This window comes from Pseudomonas sp. RT4P38, from assembly GCF_054897765.1.
The window spans coordinates 5,316,655-5,333,628 of sequence record NZ_CM142703.1 but is presented as its reverse complement, the minus strand read 5'-3'; the positions used below and the strand labels follow the sequence as shown (position 1 = coordinate 5,333,628).

Below are 16,974 nucleotides of genomic sequence, written 5' to 3'. Positions count from 1 at the left end.
TCTCGTGGAGCCTCGCTGATGAAATCCTATGAAGTCAATTTTGACGGTCTAGTGGGGCCGACCCATAACTACGGCGGCCTGTCCTACGGTAATGTCGCGTCCCAGAGCAACAGCCAGCAGTCTTCGAACCCGAAGGAAGCTGCGCTGCAAGGCCTGGCGAAAATGAAATCGCTGATGGAAATGGGCTTTCAGCAGGGCGTGCTGGCACCACAGGAGCGCCCGGACGTGGCAGCCCTGCGTCGCTTGGGTTTCAGCGGCACCGACGCTCAGGTGATCGAGCAAGCTGCCAAAGAAGCCATGCCGCTGCTGGTTGCCAGTTGCTCGGCATCGAGCATGTGGGTGGCCAACGCCGCCACCGTCAGCCCGAGCGCCGACACCGCGGATGGCCGTGTGCATTTCACTGCGGCAAACCTGAACTGCAAATATCACCGCAGCATCGAACACCCGACCACCAGTCGCGTGCTGGGGGCTATGTTCGCTGACCAGAAGCACTTCGCACACCACGCCGCATTGCCAGCCGTGGCGCAGTTCGGGGACGAAGGTGCAGCCAACCACACCCGTTTCTGCCGTGAGTACGGCGAAGCTGGCGTCGAGTTCTTCGTGTTCGGTCGCAGCGCGTTCGACACCCGTTACCCGGCACCGCAGAAATACCCGGCCCGCCAGACCCTCGAAGCCTCCCAGGCGGTTGCCCGCCTGCACGGCTTGAGCGATGACGGCGTGGTCTACGCCCAGCAGAACCCTTCGGTGATCGATCAGGGCGTGTTCCACAACGACGTGATCGCGGTGGGTAATGGCGAGGTGCTGTTCTATCACGAGGATGCGTTCCTCGACACCGAGCAGATGCTCGCTGAATTGCAAAGCAAACTCGCCAAAGTCGGTGGGAAATTTCAGTCGATCTGCGTACCTCGTTCCGCGGTAAACGTGGAAGATGCCGTTCGTTCCTACCTGTTCAATAGCCAACTGCTGTCGCGTCCTGACGGCTCGATGCTGTTGATCGTGCCGGAAGAATGCCGTGGCAACGCGCGTGTCTGGCAGTACCTGCAAGGTTTGACCAGCTCCGGCGGGCTGATTCGCGAAGTGAAAGTGTTCGATTTGAAGCAGAGCATGCAGAACGGTGGTGGCCCGGCTTGCCTGCGACTGCGCGTCGCGCTCAACGAAACCGAACTGGCGGCCGTCAACCCAGGGGTTATCATGACGGCACCGTTGTACGGCACGCTGACCGAATGGGTCGACAAGCACTACCGCGACCGCATGACCGAAAACGATCTCGCGGACCCGCAATTGCTGCTTGAGTGCCGGACGGCACTGGATGAACTGACGCAAATCCTTAAACTGGGTGCGGTTTATCCATTCCAGATCAATTGAAAGTCGAGAGCGTAAAACATGAGCGATACCCTGCAGCTGATCCTTGAAGACACCGACGGCACGCAACTGGAAACCTCCTGCACCCGCGTCGCGGTCATGTGGCAAGGCAAAGAGCTGTGGATTCAGCAGGATGGCCGCGGCCAACTGCTGATCGGCGTGGACGTCGAAGAAGGTGACGCTGAATACGCAAACCTGCTGCTGCGCCCATTGGCGACTAATCTGGTAAGCCTGCAACTGGAAATGGAACCGGCTGAAGTCGGTGACGAAGACCACGTGCATGGCCCGGATTGCGCGCACGACCACTAAGGAAACCGCTCTATGCTCGCCCTCGGCAAACTGCTTGAACTGACCCTCGCCGGCCGTGAACCAGCGGAGAAGACTCAACTGACTGTCGAAGGCGTGCGCATGCGCTGGTTGAGCGAAGGTGCGCTGGAAGTCCGGCCACCGCAAGCGAGCGACCAAGGCTTGGACCTGCTGCTATCGGCCGGCATCCACGGCAACGAAACAGCGCCGATCGAATTGCTCGATCGCCTGTTGCATGACATCGCCCGCGGCGACTTGAAACCGCGCACACGTATTCTGTTCCTGTTCGGCAACCCGGAAGCGATTCGCAAAGGCGAGCGTTTCATCGAGCAGGACGTCAACCGGCTGTTCAACGGCCGTCACGAACAAAGCAGCGGCTCCGAAGCCCTGCGCGCTTGTGAACTGGAACGGCTGGCGGCGAGCTTCTTCAGCTTGCCGGACCGTAATCGTCTGCACTACGACCTGCACACGGCAATTCGCGGTTCGAAAATCGAGCAGTTCGCACTGTATCCCTGGAAAGAAGGCCGTCAGCATTCACGCCTGGAACTGGCGCGGCTGCGCGCTGCCGGCATGGAAGCGGTGCTGCTGCAGAACAAGCCGTCCATTGTTTTCAGCTCCTACACCTACGACAAGCTCGGTGCGGAGTCTTTCACCCTCGAGCTGGGTAAGGCGCGGCCCTTCGGGCAGAACGACGGGGTCAACGTCGATCTGCTGGAAACCCGCCTCAAACAGATTATCGAAGGCAGCGAGCCGACCCCGACCGAAGAGGCGCTGGACGGTTTGCAGCTGTTTAGCGTGGCGCGAGAAATCATCAAGCACAGCGATAGCTTCCGTCTGAACCTGCCAGTGGACATCGAGAACTTTTCGGAGTTGGAAGTGGGCTATTTGCTGGCCGAAGACATCGCCCAAACCCGGTGGATCATAGAGGAGGAGGGGGCCCGGATCATCTTCCCGAACCCCAAGGTCAAAAACGGCCTGCGCGCCGGCATCCTGATTGTGCCGACCACCGACGAAAACCTCGCCTAACTGACGCCGCCCACCTGTAGAAGCGAGGCTTGCGCGCGAAAGCGATTTAACATTCAACATCACTGTTGTTCTTTAAATCGTCTTCGCGGGCAAGCCTCGCTCCAACAGGTGGGCGGCGTTTTGCTTTTAAACGGCTACCGCACGAGGCTCATTACGACGCAACGCACGCATCTTGTGCAGCGTATCCGCGCACGTCTTCGCCGCTTCCTGGCCTTTATGCACGAAATGCTCGAAGAAGAACTTCTGATGTTCTTCACCCGCATGGAAGTGGTGCGGGGTCAGGACTACCGAGAACACCGGCACTTCGGTTTCCAGCTGGACCTGCATCAGGCCGCTGATCACCGACTGGGCGACGAATTCGTGGCGGTAGATCCCGCCGTCGACCACCAGACCCGCCGCGACGATGCCGGCATAACGACCGGACTTGGCCAGCAGCTTGGCGTGCAGCGGAATTTCAAAGGCGCCGCCGACTTCGAAGAAGTCGATCTCCGACTCCTGATAACCCTGAGCAATCATTTCGGCCACAAAGCCTTTACGGCTCTGATCGACGATTTCTTTGTGCCAGCAGGCCTGGATGAACGCAACGCGCTCGCCCTGATGGTTTTTGCTTTTGCTATCGATTGCGGTGGGTTGCATGTTCTGACTCCTGTTTATGTAAAAAACAGGGCATATGAATCGAATGGGATTTAAGGGTACGCACGCTCGCACGAATGCCTGCGGACGGCCCTTTGGCGCCAATCCCGTTCTCTCTTCATCCGGACTATGACCGTCGGCCCCGGGATCACACCGGGTCTGCTGACCTTGCCGCCATCACAGCCATTGCCGTGCCTGTCGCCAAGCGCTCGCGGGCTATGCGCATTGCGCGCAATTACCGCCGGTGGGGAGTTGCACCCCGCCCTGAGAACGTTTTGCCACCAGATTGTTTGGCAGCGAAGCGTTTTTAACACATATTTCTCACCTGTGCATCGCTGCTATCTGATGATTGCTATCGACTTTTTCGTCGGATCAACAAGCCATTTCCTACTCAAGGGTTGATTATTCGTCGGCGTGACCGCAGTAATTCCCTACTGAAAGGGATTTCCCCTGCTTACCGAGGCCAGATTCATGAGCGTTATCGATCTTCGCAGCGACACCGTCACCCAACCGACCGCAGGGATGCTCGACGCGATGGCCGCAGCAGCCACCGGTGATGACGTTTATGGTGAAGATCCGACGGTCAATCGTCTCGAAGCCGAGCTTGCAAATCAGTTGGGGTTTGCGGCGGCGCTGTTTGTCCCGACGGGCACCATGAGCAATCTGCTGGGCTTGATGGCCCACTGCGAACGCGGTGACGAGTACATCGTCGGCCAGCAGGCACACACGTATAAGTACGAAGGCGGTGGTGCAGCGGTGCTGGGTTCGATCCAGCCACAGCCACTGGAAGTGCAGGCGGATGGTTCGCTGGACCTGGCCCAAGTCGCGGCCGCGATCAAACCGGATGACTTCCACTTCGCCCGCACCCGTTTGCTGGCGCTGGAAAACACCATGCAGGGCAAAGTCCTGCCGCTGGAGTATCTGGCCCGGGCCCGCAGTTTCACCCGTGAGCACGGGCTGGCGCTGCACCTTGACGGCGCGCGGCTGTACAACGCGGCGGTCAAGCTGGGTGTCGATGCTCGAGAGATCACTCAGTATTTCGATTCCGTCTCGGTCTGTCTGTCCAAGGGCCTGGGCGCGCCGATCGGTTCGGTGCTGTGCGGTTCGGCCGAGTTGATCGGCAAGGCACGGCGTCTGCGCAAGATGGTCGGCGGCGGTATGCGCCAGGCCGGAATTCTGGCGGCAGCCGGCTTGTATGCTTTGGAAAACAACGTTCGGCGTCTGGCCGACGACCACGCCAATGCCCAATTGATGGCCGAAGGCCTGCGAGCCGCGGGTTACGAGGTCGAGCCGGTGCAGACCAACATGGTTTACGTGCAGATGGGCGACAAGGCCGAGGCCATCAAGGCATTTGCCGCGGATCGCGGGATCAAGCTCAGCGCTGCCGGGCGCCTGCGCCTGGTTACGCACATGGACGTCAGCCGCGCTCAAGTCGAGCAGGTCGTCGCGACATTCGTCGAGTTTTCGCGCAACTGATAGCGTTAGCGGTCCAATTGACCGTTTCTATCGTATAAACACGCTGTACCCCGCGCGCAGGGCCGATATAATGCGGCCCTTTGCCGTCGCTTCGTCTGTTGACGTTTCGCACAGGCCTTTGGCCGCAGCCTCCGTGGAAGAACCTAATGAAAAGCGCAGAAATCCGTGAAGCCTTCCTTCGCTTCTTCGAAGAGCAAGGCCACACCCGTGTAGCCTCCAGCTCTTTGATTCCGGGCAACGACCCAACCCTGCTGTTCACTAACGCGGGGATGAACCAGTTCAAGGACTGCTTCCTGGGCCAGGAAAAGCGCGCGTACACCCGTGCGACAAGCAGCCAGAAATGCGTGCGCGCCGGTGGCAAGAACAGTGACTTGGAAAACGTCGGTTATACCGCTCGTCACCACACGTTTTTCGAAATGCTGGGTAACTTCAGCTTCGGCGATTATTTCAAGCACGACGCGATCACCTACGCCTGGACCTTCCTGACCGGTGTCCTGAAACTGCCCAAGGAAAAACTCTGGGTAACGGTCTATGCCTCGGATGACGAGGCCTATGACATCTGGACCAAAGAAATCGGTGTGCCAGTCGAGCGCATGATTCGCATCGGCGACAACAAGGGCGCGCCGTACGCGTCCGACAACTTCTGGACCATGGGCGATACCGGCCCGTGCGGCCCTTGCACCGAGATTTTCTACGATCACGGCGACCACATCTGGGGCGGCCCACCGGGTTCGCCGGAAGAAGATGGCGACCGTTACATCGAGATCTGGAACAACGTGTTCATGCAGTTCAACCGTACCGCCGACGGCGTGTTGCATCCGCTGCCAGCGCCGTCGGTAGACACCGGCATGGGCCTGGAGCGGATCAGTGCGGTGATGCAGCACGTTCACTCCAACTATGAAATCGACCTGTTCAAGAACCTGCTGAGCGCATCGGCCACTGCGATTGGCTGCAGCAACGACGACCAGTCTTCGCTCAAGGTTGTCTCCGACCACATCCGTTCGTGCGGTTTCCTGATTGCCGACGGCGTATTGCCGTCCAACGAAGGCCGCGGATATGTACTGCGCCGGATCATTCGTCGTGCGTGCCGTCACGGTAACAAGCTGGGCGCGACCGGTAGCTTCTTCTACAAGATCGTCGCGGCGCTGGTTGCCGAGATGGGCGAAGCCTTCCCGGAACTCAAGCAACAACAGGCCAATATCGAGCGCGTGCTCAAGGCCGAAGAAGAGCAGTTCTCCAAGACCCTGGAGCACGGCCTGAAGATTCTCGAGCAGGATCTGCTGGAACTTAAAGGCACCGTGGTGCCGGGCGACGTGGTGTTCAAGCTGTATGACACCTACGGTTTCCCGATGGACTTGACCGCTGACATCGCTCGCGAACGCAACCTGACGGTCGACGAAGCCGGCTTCGAGCGCGAAATGGAAGCCCAGCGTGTGCGGGCGCGTTCGGCCAGCTCGTTCGGCCTTGACTACAACACGCTGGTCAAGGTTGACGTGGCGACCGAGTTCACCGGCTACAAGGCCACCAGCGGTTCGGCCAAAATTGTCGCTATCTATAAAGAAGGCCGGTCGGTTGACGTATTAAGTGAAGGCGAAGAGGGCGTGATTGTTCTCAATCAGACGCCTTTCTATGCTGAGTCTGGCGGCCAGATCGGCGATTGCGGCTATCTGCAAGTCGGCAGCAGCCGTTTCGACGTGCGCGATACCACCAAAACGGGTGGCGCCTTCTTGCATCACGGCGTGCTGGCGTCGGGCAGCCTGACCATCGGCGCGCCGGTAGAAACTCATGTTGATGCTGAAGTGCGTCACGCGACTTCGTTGAACCACTCGGCGACTCACTTGCTGCATGCGGCGTTGCGTCAGGTGCTGGGCGAGCACGTTCAGCAGAAAGGCTCGTTGGTCGACAGTCAGCGCCTGCGCTTTGACTTCAGCCACTTCGAAGCCATCAAGCCTGAGCAGTTGAAGGCGCTGGAAGACATCGTCAACGCCGAGATTCGCAGGAACTCCGAAGTTGAAACCGAAGAAACCGATATCGAAACCGCCAAGCAGAAGGGCGCCATGGCGCTGTTCGGCGAGAAGTACGGCGACAACGTGCGCGTGCTGAGCATGGGCGCCGATTTCTCCGTCGAGCTGTGCGGTGGTATCCACGCCAGCCGTACCGGCGACATCGGTCTGCTGAAAATCATCAGCGAAGGCGGTGTGGCTTCCGGCGTGCGTCGTATCGAAGCGGTCACCGGCGCCGCGGCGCTGGCATACTTGAACGCTGCTGAAGAACAACTCAAGGAAGCGGCCAACCTGGTCAAGGGTAGCCGCGACAACCTGATCGACAAGCTGTCGGCTGTGCTGGAGCGCAACCGTCTGCTGGAAAAGCAACTAGAGCAGTTGCAGGCCAAGGCAGCCAGCGCGGCGGGCGACGATCTGTCGGCTTGCGCCCTGGACGTCAAAGGCGTGAAAGTGCTGGCCGTGCGTCTGGACGGTCAGGACGGCAAGGCGCTGCTGGCGCTGGTCGATCAACTGAAAAACAAACTCGGCCGCGCAGTGATCCTGCTCGGCAGTGTCCATGAGGAAAAGGTCGTTCTGGTTGCAGGCGTAACCAAAGACCTGACTGGCCAACTCAAAGCCGGTGATTTGATGAAGCAAGCCGCTGCGGCAGTGGGCGGGAAGGGCGGTGGTCGTCCAGACATGGCGCAGGGCGGTGGTGTAGACGCTGGCGCACTGGATGCGGCATTGGCCCTGACTGTTCCATTTGTAGAGCAGGGTTTATAAGGCAGTGTGTCCGGCCCGCAGTCTAGTGGCGGGCCTTATCTCTGTTTGAGTGATTATTTGGGCGCCCTTCATGGGCAGAGGCGGCTTTGAAATGGCTTTGATCGTACAGAAATTTGGAGGCACCTCCGTCGGCACTGTCGAGAGAATCGAGCAAGTCGCCGACAAGGTTAAGAAATTCCGCGAGGCCGGCGATGACCTGGTGGTTGTGCTGTCTGCAATGAGCGGCGAAACCAACCGTCTGATCGATCTGGCCAAGCAAATCAGTGGCGACGGCCAACCGGTTCCTCGTGAGCTGGATGTGATCGTCTCCACTGGTGAGCAGGTGACGATTGCGCTGTTGGCCATGGCGCTGATCAAGCGCGGCGTGCCTGCGGTGTCTTACACAGGCAGTCAGGTGCGGATTCTGACGGACAGCGCTCACAACAAAGCGCGTATCTTGCAGATTGATGAACAGAAGATTCGTGGTGACCTGAAGGCCGGTCGTGTGGTCGTCGTCGCCGGTTTCCAGGGCGTTGACGAACACGGCAACATCACCACCCTCGGTCGTGGCGGTTCCGACACCACCGGTGTGGCACTGGCGGCAGCCTTGAAGGCTGACGAATGCCAGATCTACACCGATGTCGACGGCGTCTACACCACCGACCCGCGTGTGGTGTCCGTGGCTCAGCGCCTGGACAAGATTACCTTCGAAGAGATGCTGGAAATGGCCAGCCTCGGTTCCAAGGTGTTGCAGATCCGTGCGGTGGAATTCGCCGGTAAGTACAACGTTCCGCTGCGCGTACTGCACAGCTTCAAGGAGGGTCCGGGCACCCTCATTACTATTGATGAAGAGGAAACCATGGAACAGCCGATCATTTCCGGCATCGCTTTCAACCGCGATGAAGCCAAGCTGACCATCCGTGGCGTGCCAGACACCCCGGGCGTTGCATTCAAGATTCTCGGCCCGATCAGCGGCGCGAACATCGAAGTCGACATGATCGTGCAGAACGTTGCGCACGATAACACCACCGACTTCACCTTCACCGTGCACCGCAATGACTTCCAGGCAGCGCAAACCGTGCTGGAGAACACCGCTCGCGAGATCGGTGCCCGTGAAGTCGTTGGCGATATCAAGATAGCCAAGGTGTCGATCGTCGGTGTCGGCATGCGCTCCCACGCGGGCGTAGCCAGCCGCATGTTCGAATCCCTGGCCAAGGAAAGCATCAACATCCAGATGATCTCGACCTCGGAGATCAAAGTCTCCGTAGTGATCGAAGAGAAGTACCTGGAACTGGCTGTGCGCGCTCTGCACACGGCTTTCGAACTGGACGCGCCGGCCCGTCAGGGCGAGTGATGCGTTTGCCGAAGGGCGCGGTCTGACCGCGCCCTTTGTTTTTTTGAATGGTGCGACCCGAAGCTGTTCTTTTGCTCGCGCTAGTCAATACTCAGGCATGTAGGGCTGCGATCGCTCCGGTTGTAGGTCGAGTGCCTTTTTTTTGCAGACTGTTGTCCCTGAAATGAAATGCGTGAGGAGAAAGGTATGCTGATTCTGACTCGTCGGTGCGCAGAAAGCCTGATTATTGGTGATGGCGAAATCACTGTGACCGTGCTCGGCGTCAAAGGAAATCAAGTGCGTATCGGTGTCAACGCCCCGAAAGAGGTTGCTGTCCACCGTGAAGAAATTTACCTGCGTATAAAGAAAGAGAAGGACGAAGAACCAAGCCATTAATTTTTATCGTTTTTTATGTTTGCAAACGGGGAAGAAGCTGGTTAATATACGCCCCGTGTTGCGGAGAGCTGGCCGAGTGGCCGAAGGCGCTCCCCTGCTAAGGGAGTACACCTCAAAAGGGTGTCGGGGGTTCGAATCCCCCGTTCTCCGCCATTATTTGCGTAGTACGTTGTAATCTGGCTTCTTCGGTAAGTTGTTGAAATTACTAGAAAAAAGCGCTTTACAAAAAGATTCAACGGCCTATAATGCGCGGCAACAAATGCACTCGTAGCTCAGCTGGATAGAGTACTCGGCTACGAACCGAGCGGTCACAGGTTCGAATCCTGTCGAGTGCACCATTTAAGAGTTGTTTGCAGTAATGTGAATGACTTGGCTTCAACCAGTTGTGATCTGGTATAAAAATACAAATGCACTCGTAGCTCAGCTGGATAGAGTACTCGGCTACGAACCGAGCGGTCACAGGTTCGAATCCTGTCGAGTGCACCAAACACCAAAAAGCCCGCGTTTAACGCGGGCTTTTTGCCGTCTGGGATTTGGCTTTTCCTTTGGTGCATCCTTTCTCATCGAACTCGACATGTGCGCTACGACCTCGCTTGGTGTCGTAACGGTAGCTCGTCGCTGAATTGCGAATACTGATCTTGTCTGGCTTGCCAAGGGCGCTCTCGACGTCCTGCTGACTCATGCCAGCGACAACCCGCTGATTGATGATGGCTTCGCGGCGTTCCCTGGCGCTGATCAGGTTTCCACATTTGTCCTCGGTCCGGCCGACGACAGTCGGATCTCTCCTTTTGATTTTCATGCCTGATGTTTCACGAATCTCGGCTTCCGGCATGAGAGCGGTCGTGCTGCCTGGCGTGAAGGTGTGCACATCCTGAAGCGAAAGGCTGTCTCCGGCCGCACAGCTCAACGTAGTGAAGGTAGTGCGCCCGTTGGCCGCTTCGCAGCGGTGAACGGTCGTGGCCAGCGCCCAGGGCGACGGGCAGAGCAGGGCGATCAATAAAAAATAATGTGCATTCGATGGCATTAAACGTCCTCCATGACGGTCCATCTCAAGGGTAGTCGCTACATATTTCGGCTGTGGTGTGTTTTCTTTTCAGGATGAGTCGTCGCAATTTGACGGATCAGGACAGCGCTCAAGTTTGTCTTGCAAGCGCTTGTTTCAGCCACGATTTTTTAACGATTAAAACCGTCGGGCGGTGTATCATTGCGCCCGTCAGCCCCGCCGGGGCTTGTGGAATACCTCCATGGACTTACCCAGTAGTTACTCAGTATCCCTTTTTTCCAATCATGAATTGACTGATTGATCCTTCCGGCGTGCCCCGCTGCTGGGAGTGGAGTTCGCCTATGTCTGAAGTTGAAGTAAAGAAAACGCAGGAAAGCTTGCAGGACCGCCTCGCTCAAGTTGTTGAGCTGCTGCAGCGTCAGCGAGTGGTCGAAGATCTGACTCATCGCCAGGAAGGTCCGCATCACGACCGGGTCGAGAACCTGGTTCACCGGCAAAACCTCGTCGAGTTGCAACGCAAGCTCGATGATTTGCACTCCGCCGACGTCGCCTACATCCTTGAAGCCTTGCCGCTGGACGATCGTCTGACGCTTTGGCAATTGGTCAAGGCCGATCGCGACGGCGACATCCTGCTCGAAGTATCCGATTCGGTTCGTGAAACGCTGATCGCCGACATGGACGATCACGAGCTCCTGGCTGCGGCCAAGGACATGGACGCCGATGAACTCGCTGACCTGGCCTCCGAGCTGCCGCGAGACGTCGTCCACGAGCTGATGGAAACCCTCGATGGTCAACAGCGTGAGCGCGTACGCTCTGCGTTGTCCTACGATGAGGAACAGGTCGGTGCGCTGATGGACTTCGAGATGGTGACGATCCGTGAGGACGTCAGTCTCGAAGTGGTTTTGCGTTACCTGCGCCGTCTCAAGGAGCTGCCGAGCCACACGGACAAATTGTTCGTGGTCGATTACGACGGTGTCCTCAAGGGCGTGTTGCCAATCAAGCGTTTGCTGGTAAACGACCCGGAAAAACAGGTTTCTGAAGTCATGGCCAGCGACCCGGTGAGTTTTCACCCGGACGAAGATGCCTATGACGCGGCTCAGGCGTTCGAACGTTACGACTTGGTCTCGGCGCCTGTGGTCGACAAGAACGGCAAGTTGATCGGCCGTCTGACCATCGATGAAATGGTCGACCTGATTCGTGAAGAGAGCGAAAACGAAGTTCTCAACATGGCGGGTCTGCGCGAAGAAGAAGATATTTTTGCATCAGTCTGGAAATCCCTGCGTAACCGTTGGGCCTGGTTGGCCGTGAACCTGATCACCGCGTTTATCGCATCCCGGGTGATCGGTCTTTTCGAAGGCTCCATCGAGAAACTGGTGGCGCTGGCGGCATTGATGCCGATCGTGGCCGGTATCGGTGGCAACTCGGGTAACCAGACGATCACCATGATTGTTCGGGCCATGGCGCTGGATCAGGTCAGCACCGGCAATACTTCGCGCCTGATGCGCAAGGAATTGGCGGTCGGTCTGATCAATGGTCTGGTCTGGGGCGGTGTGATCGGCGTGGTTGCCTACCTGCTGTATGGCAGTTGGTCTCTGGGTGTGGTGATGACGGCCGCCATGACGCTTAACCTGTTGCTGGCGGCATTGGCGGGAGTGTTGATTCCCATGACCCTGGCGCGGCTGGGGCGCGATCCTGCGATGGGCGCCAGTGTGATGATCACCGCCATGACGGACAGTGGCGGATTCTTCATCTTTCTCGGGCTGGCGACAATCTTCCTGCTCTGACTTGCAGACGTTAAAAACCCGCCAATCGGCGGGTTTTTTATGCCCGAATTTCAGGCAAAAAAAAGCCAGCGATTAAGCTGGCTTGGGCGTTCGGAATGAATCAGGAAGCGTCTGCGGCCATTTCGGCATCATGCGCAATCAGCGAGACAAGAGCGTTCTGCTGACGGTGGGAAAGTTGGCGGAAGCGTTGCAGCAGTTCACGTTCGTGCAATGACAGCTCCGGGCTGTCCAGGCGCATGCTCAATTCTTCGCCCAGCGCGCCTTCCTGAATAAGGCTCTGCTCAAGGCGCGCGATGATTTCGGAGTTCATGCTGCGATGATGATTGCGAGCCACCTCGGCAATGCGTTCACGCATTCCGTCTGGCAGACGTACGACGAACTTGTCAGCCGTACGGCTGGAATAAATTGCCTGTTTCAATGGGCGCATATATTTAACCGGTTAGTTCAGGGGAGCGGTTCTCGGGATTGGCCGCAGGATGTCTGTTAGGACAAGCGGTCTGGCCAAATGTTCAACCTGAATTGATAGAGGCTCGCATCATGCCTCAAAGCAGCCAGTTCATTGGCGTCAATTCTGTGACAAATATTGAACTGGATAAAGGCGTTATGCCAGCACCAATTATCAGAAATGCGGACTGGTTTGAAAAGTTTGCTCTAGTCCGTTTGACTGACCGCATCCTCCTGGTCGACAGGTGATGTCCGAAGACGCCTGAAGGTGCATGCTGTGTAGATTCGATCAGTGTTCCTTACTTTGTACAGGATAGTGGCATATGGCCGATTTACTAGGGGCAGACATGCAGTGGGAGGCTATTTCAGGATGGATGGCAGGCTGATTTACTTGATGGGGCCTTCTGGGGCCGGCAAGGACAGCCTCATCGAAGCCGCTCGAGAGCCTTTGCAGACGCTCAATTGTGAAGTGGTGCGTCGGTTCATCACGCGGTCAGCCGAATCAGTGGGTGAGGATGCGATTGGAGTTTCCCGGGAAGCGTTCGAGCGACACAAAGTCGAGGGCGATTTCGCACTGTACTGGAACGCCAATGGCCTGGATTACGGTATCCCGATCGAAATAGATCAATGGCTCAATGACGGTCGACATGTTCTCGTCAATGGCTCCCGCGCCCATCTGGCTGAGGCGCTGCACCGATATCCAACGCTGTTGCCGGTTCTGTTGACGGTCAAGGATCAAGTCCTGCGAGAACGACTGTTGCGCCGTGGTCGCGAGAGTCTTGAGGAGATTGAGGCAAGGCTGCACCGCAATGGGTTATTCACGGCAGAGGGTTCAATCGGTGGCACTCAGATCCATCGACTCGACAATTCAGGCGAACTCTCCATCACTGTCGTCAATCTGCTGAACCTGTTGAGGGTTAACGCAGTACCGGATCGAACTTGATCTTGCGCCCGGCAATCAGCGCCAGCACAAATAGCGCACCGAATACGCCACAGGCGATCAGGGGCAAGGTAACGACCGTGTCCTGGACCACTGATAGATGAAGAATGCCGCTCAGTAAGGCGAGGATGAAAAATCCAGCGGCTGATTTGGACATGCGGTGCTCCTGATGGGGTGATTCAAAACACCAAACGTTCGAAAGACTGAGCTGGCAGCAGGATGCCTTCCTGGCTCACCTCTTGGCTGACAAAGCTGCGCTCATCGCTCATAACCGCCAATTGAGGCGTCTTTTGCAGTTGAAGGTAATGAGGCAGTTGGGCAACTGGCTCAGCACCGCTCTCGGGGAGAAATGGAAAGCCCAACAGAATCACCAGGGCGATCGCGTTCGAGAGTAAAAGGGCGCTGTTCATGAGGCTGGCCTCCGTTGTTCTGTGAGAACAGCTCAAGCAGCCCGCATGCCAAGAGTCTAACGGCAATTAAACTCTTTAAAAACAATGAATTAAGTTATTTGTGCGAGGTGCTTGCATTGCATTTTGCAATGATCACTTTTTGCGGTGATGCAATTTGCACGGTAAACAAAGCTACGCCTCGGCAAGGCGTGTGCCTACACTTAAAAAGCCCAAGGACGACATGACAAACGCAGGCCTGCCCGTTAACATGCACGCCGTCCATCGCACCGCGTTTTTTTCGTGGTCGACCCAGTGTCTCAGTAGCTCAATTGGATAGAGCATCCCCCTCCTAAGGGGAAGGTTGGCAGTTCGAACCTGCCCTGGGACACCATATATTTGAAAGCCCCACTCAGAGTGATCTGGTGGGGCTTTTTTGTGGCTGCTGCGCTGGTAAAGGGGCTAAAAGCTGTCACCCCCACCTCAGCTTTGCCAATCGAGGTGCTGACCTTAGCATTTGGAAAGGATGGCGTAGGCATAGGTGTCGCAAATGGTTTTGAGCACAAATAAATGCAGCGCCCTTTCTTCAAGAGAACCGTTGACCCGGCCGATAACCCAAAAGGTAACTTCAGACTCGCACAAAATCGTTTGATAGCGTTGGCCTCCAGCTATCATCTGCGCGCCTGAAAATGCCCGTGGTTCATCCTCTTCAATTGCCTGGAAGTCTTCGATGCTGTCGTATCACCAAAAGCGTTTTTTGATCGTCGATGATTTCTCGGATTTCCGCAGTTCCGTCAGGTCCATGCTGCGCGAGCTGGGTGTCAAGGATGTCGACACCGCCGACACCGGTGAACAGGCGCTGCGTATGTGTTCGCAGAAGGCCTACGATTTCATCCTGCAGGACTTTCATCTGGGCGATGGCAAGAAGAACGGTCAGCAGGTGCTTGAAGACCTGATGATCGAGAAGCTGATCAGTCATGAAGCGGTGTTCGTCATGGTCACCGCCGAGACCAGTCAGGCAATGGTGCTCAGTGCGTTGGAACACGAACCCGATGCGTACCTGACCAAACCGTTCAACCGTTCCGGCCTGGCTCAACGTCTGGAGCGGCTGGAGCAACGCAAGACGTTGCTCAAGCCGATCCTGCAAGCCCTTGACCGGGGCAAGCCGGTTGAAGTGCTCAATGCTTGCATTGCCTTGTGCAAGCAAGACATCCGCTACTCGCCGTTGTGCCTGCGCTATCGCGCCGATGCCCTGCGCGACCTGAATCAGAACGAAGCGCTGGAGCGTCTCTACGACAGCATCATTGCTGATCGGCCTCTGCCTTGGGCGTTTGCCGGTCTGGGCAAATTGCTGTTCAAGCGCGGCCAGGTCGTTCAGGCCAAGGGCGTCTACGAAAAAGCCCTGAAAGTGTTCCCGATGATGCCGACGCTTTACGACGGCATGGCCGATGTGCTGGTCGCTGAAGGCGACACCAAGGCTGCCCAGAACGTATTGGAGGAGGCGATCCGCTTGTCGCCGCTGGCGGTGCGCCGGCAAGCGCTGCTGGGAAAGTTGGCAATGGCCAACGAAGATTTTGACACCGCCTCCAAAGCCTATCGCCAGGCGGTGGCGCAGGGCGCGCAGTCGCGTTTCAAGGATGCGGAGAGCAACCTTGGCCTGGCCCACGCCTTGATCAGCAAAGGTAGCGAAAAAGGCCTGGATAACCGGACCCGGCTGGAAATCAACACGACGCTGAGTGCGGTGGCCAAGGAAAACCCTACCGATCCAGGTCTGCAGATTCGTGCGCGGCTGATGAAAGCCACCAGCATGCTGCTTAACGATGCCGAAACCGCCGAGAAGCTCACCGAGCAGGCAATGATGCGCCTTGATGGCATGGAGCAGTTCATGAGTGCCGAAGCGGCGCTGCTGGTGGCCAAGCAACTGCAGATGCTCGGGCAGGCCAGCGCCGGTGCCTCGATGCTGAAAAACTGCGCGGAAATCTACGGCGACGACCCGGCGGTGATGAAGGGCATCGCCAAGCTGACCGACGATCCGAGCATTCTCAATTCCGGCAACGTCGCTGCCGACCTCAACCGTCAGGGCGTACGGGTCTACAAGACCGGCAACCTGGTGGAAGCGCGGCAGGTGTTCCGCAAAGCCCTGGCGATGCAGCCGAAGAACATCAGTATCGCGCTGAACATGGCGCAGTCGCTGCTGCACGGCACCGACACCAGTGTGCCTTCGGCGGAGCTGGAGGAATGTCGGGCCTGCCTGAAAATGGTCGGCCTGATGCCTGACACCGATGCGCGTTACTCCCGTTATCAGAAGCTGCGAAGCAAGGCGTTTGGCGAATGAACGACAGCGAACAGGCACTCGATTTTTCCACGGTGATTGCTTCCACCGTGCACGACATGAAGAACTCCCTGGCCATGCTGATGCAGGCCCACAGCCAATGGTTGGCGCGCTTGCCGGATCCGCAGCAGCACACCCCGGAGCAGGGCGTGATCGAATTCGAGTTCGCGCATCTCAATGGCATGCTGGTGCAGTTGCTGGGGCTGTATAAACTCGGCGTCAACCAGATGCCGTTGCAACCGGCCTACCATGAGCTGGATGATTTCATCGAAGCGCAACTGGCGGCGCATCAAGACGTGTTCGCCAGTCGCGGCATTATGGCGACCTATGAAGTGGACCCGTTGAGCCCGCTGGGCTTCTTCGACCGGGAGCTGATTGCGTCGGTGCTGGCCAATAGCATCAACAACGCCATTCGTTACGCCCGCCACGCGGTGTTTATCAGCGTCAGCGATGAAGCCGGGCAATTGGTGCTGACCGTCAACGACGATGGCGAGGGTTATCCACTCGAGATGATCGAGCGTCAGGCCGATTACGTGCAGGGCATCAACCACAGCAGCGGAAGCACTGGTCTGGGCCTGTACTTTGCAGGGCGGATTGCCGCACTTCATCAGCGAAATGGTGTGGGCGGACGCACCGAGATCAGCAATGGCGGCCCGCTGGGTGGTGGAGTGTTCAACCTCTATCTGCCTTGACCGGTTCTTTTTGTTGGCCGCTGCTTGATATTCCGAACAGGCGGAGCCTATTTTGTACGGGTCGCCGTTCGCGGCTTGCATAACAAAAAGGATTGCGTCATGACAACCGATGGCCAT

At 57.4% G+C, this 16,974-nt stretch carries 17 protein-coding genes, 4 tRNA genes and 1 riboswitch; of the genes, 16 read left to right on the top strand and 5 right to left on the bottom strand.

What is annotated here, in order from left to right:
* Window positions 1-18: 18 nt before the first annotated feature.
* Genes astB through astE form a run of 3 tightly spaced genes read left to right on the top strand, consistent with a single transcriptional unit; the run spans window position 19 to window position 2,694 of the window.
* On the top strand, window positions 19-1,365 hold the full coding sequence (gene astB, locus ACYZT7_RS24755) for an N-succinylarginine dihydrolase (RefSeq protein WP_462038585.1): 1,347 nt from the start codon (window positions 19-21) through the stop codon (window positions 1,363-1,365).
* An 18-nt stretch (window positions 1,366-1,383) separates the two neighbouring features.
* Window positions 1,384-1,671: a hypothetical protein gene (locus ACYZT7_RS24750; RefSeq protein WP_033056735.1), complete on the top strand. Its 288-nt coding sequence runs from the start codon at window positions 1,384-1,386 to the stop codon at window positions 1,669-1,671.
* Between the two features lie 12 nt (window positions 1,672-1,683).
* Complete coding sequence (astE, locus tag ACYZT7_RS24745; RefSeq protein ID WP_462038584.1) at window positions 1,684-2,694, top strand: succinylglutamate desuccinylase; 1,011 nt, start codon at window positions 1,684-1,686, stop codon at window positions 2,692-2,694.
* Window positions 2,695-2,820: 126 nt separating this feature from the next.
* Here astE and ACYZT7_RS24740 read toward each other — a convergent pair whose 3' ends face one another.
* Window positions 2,821-3,330 (bottom strand): 6,7-dimethyl-8-ribityllumazine synthase, encoded by a 510-nt coding sequence (locus tag ACYZT7_RS24740; protein ID WP_461977792.1) that lies wholly within the window; start codon window positions 3,328-3,330, stop codon window positions 2,821-2,823.
* 102 nt (window positions 3,331-3,432) lie between these two features.
* A riboswitch (FMN riboswitch) is annotated at window positions 3,433-3,603 on the bottom strand.
* Window positions 3,604-3,798: 195 nt separating this feature from the next.
* Between ACYZT7_RS24740 and ltaE the strand changes: the two genes are divergently transcribed.
* The 7 genes from ltaE (at window position 3,799) to ACYZT7_RS24705 (ending at window position 9,762) form a co-directional block, all read left to right on the top strand.
* Window positions 3,799-4,803 carry a low-specificity L-threonine aldolase gene (gene ltaE, locus ACYZT7_RS24735; RefSeq protein WP_462038583.1) on the top strand — a complete coding sequence of 335 codons (1,005 nt, stop codon included), beginning with the start codon at window positions 3,799-3,801 and terminating at the stop codon, window positions 4,801-4,803.
* 146 nt (window positions 4,804-4,949) lie between these two features.
* The gene (alaS, locus tag ACYZT7_RS24730) at window positions 4,950-7,568 is read left to right on the top strand and encodes an alanine--tRNA ligase (RefSeq protein ID WP_462038582.1); all 2,619 of its coding nucleotides are present in this window, start codon (window positions 4,950-4,952) and stop codon (window positions 7,566-7,568) included.
* A gap of 91 nt (window positions 7,569-7,659) precedes the next feature.
* Complete coding sequence (locus tag ACYZT7_RS24725; protein ID WP_461977798.1) at window positions 7,660-8,901, top strand: aspartate kinase; 1,242 nt, start codon at window positions 7,660-7,662, stop codon at window positions 8,899-8,901.
* 186 nt (window positions 8,902-9,087) lie between these two features.
* Window positions 9,088-9,276: a carbon storage regulator CsrA gene (gene csrA / locus ACYZT7_RS24720; RefSeq protein WP_002554426.1), complete on the top strand. Its 189-nt coding sequence runs from the start codon at window positions 9,088-9,090 to the stop codon at window positions 9,274-9,276.
* Window positions 9,277-9,338: 62 nt separating this feature from the next.
* Window positions 9,339-9,429 (top strand) — tRNA-Ser (locus ACYZT7_RS24715).
* 108 nt (window positions 9,430-9,537) lie between these two features.
* Window positions 9,538-9,614: transfer RNA gene (locus ACYZT7_RS24710), tRNA-Arg, on the top strand.
* 71 nt (window positions 9,615-9,685) lie between these two features.
* A tRNA-Arg gene (locus ACYZT7_RS24705) sits at window positions 9,686-9,762 on the top strand.
* Between the two features lie 19 nt (window positions 9,763-9,781).
* Here ACYZT7_RS24705 and ACYZT7_RS24700 read toward each other — a convergent pair.
* Window positions 9,782-10,300: a cell envelope protein SmpA gene (locus ACYZT7_RS24700; RefSeq protein ID WP_462038581.1), complete on the bottom strand. Its 519-nt coding sequence runs from the start codon at window positions 10,298-10,300 to the stop codon at window positions 9,782-9,784.
* Between the two features lie 320 nt (window positions 10,301-10,620).
* Between ACYZT7_RS24700 and mgtE the strand changes: the two genes are divergently transcribed.
* Window positions 10,621-12,063 carry a magnesium transporter gene (gene mgtE, locus ACYZT7_RS24695; RefSeq protein ID WP_462038580.1) on the top strand — a complete coding sequence of 481 codons (1,443 nt, stop codon included), beginning with the start codon at window positions 10,621-10,623 and terminating at the stop codon, window positions 12,061-12,063.
* A 100-nt stretch (window positions 12,064-12,163) separates the two neighbouring features.
* Here the strand turns inward: mgtE and ACYZT7_RS24690 are convergent, their stop codons facing one another.
* On the bottom strand, window positions 12,164-12,490 hold the full coding sequence (locus ACYZT7_RS24690) for an Arc family DNA-binding protein (protein ID WP_003178899.1): 327 nt from the start codon (window positions 12,488-12,490) through the stop codon (window positions 12,164-12,166).
* 110 nt (window positions 12,491-12,600) lie between these two features.
* Here ACYZT7_RS24690 and ACYZT7_RS24685 point away from each other — a divergent pair, with 110 nt between their 5' ends.
* Window positions 12,601-12,756 carry a hypothetical protein gene (locus tag ACYZT7_RS24685; protein WP_462038579.1) on the top strand — a complete coding sequence of 52 codons (156 nt, stop codon included), beginning with the start codon at window positions 12,601-12,603 and terminating at the stop codon, window positions 12,754-12,756.
* Window positions 12,757-12,877: 121 nt separating this feature from the next.
* Window positions 12,878-13,450 carry a phosphonate metabolism protein/1,5-bisphosphokinase (PRPP-forming) PhnN gene (gene phnN, locus ACYZT7_RS24680; protein WP_462038578.1) on the top strand — a complete coding sequence of 191 codons (573 nt, stop codon included), beginning with the start codon at window positions 12,878-12,880 and terminating at the stop codon, window positions 13,448-13,450.
* Here the strand turns inward: phnN and ACYZT7_RS24675 are convergent.
* Together ACYZT7_RS24675 and ACYZT7_RS24670 are read right to left on the bottom strand one after the other, a co-directional pair.
* Window positions 13,425-13,604 (bottom strand): PA3371 family protein, encoded by a 180-nt coding sequence (locus tag ACYZT7_RS24675; RefSeq protein WP_074879199.1) that lies wholly within the window; start codon window positions 13,602-13,604, stop codon window positions 13,425-13,427. The genes phnN and ACYZT7_RS24675 overlap by 26 nt on opposite strands.
* 22 nt (window positions 13,605-13,626) lie before the next feature.
* On the bottom strand, window positions 13,627-13,857 hold the full coding sequence (locus ACYZT7_RS24670; RefSeq protein WP_462038577.1) for a hypothetical protein: 231 nt from the start codon (window positions 13,855-13,857) through the stop codon (window positions 13,627-13,629).
* Window positions 13,858-14,150: 293 nt separating this feature from the next.
* Here ACYZT7_RS24670 and ACYZT7_RS24665 point away from each other — a divergent pair.
* The 3 genes from ACYZT7_RS24665 (at window position 14,151) to ACYZT7_RS24655 (ending at window position 16,857) form a co-directional block, all read left to right on the top strand.
* A tRNA-Arg gene (locus tag ACYZT7_RS24665) sits at window positions 14,151-14,227 on the top strand.
* Between the two features lie 336 nt (window positions 14,228-14,563).
* Window positions 14,564-16,168, top strand: a complete 1,605-nt coding sequence (locus ACYZT7_RS24660) for a response regulator (RefSeq protein WP_462038576.1) — start codon at window positions 14,564-14,566, stop codon at window positions 16,166-16,168.
* Window positions 16,165-16,857, top strand: coding sequence for a sensor histidine kinase (locus tag ACYZT7_RS24655; RefSeq protein ID WP_462038575.1), 693 nt, complete (start codon window positions 16,165-16,167; stop codon window positions 16,855-16,857). Before ACYZT7_RS24660 ends, ACYZT7_RS24655 begins: the two co-directional genes overlap by 4 nt.
* The last annotated feature ends 117 nt before the right edge of the window (window positions 16,858-16,974 follow it).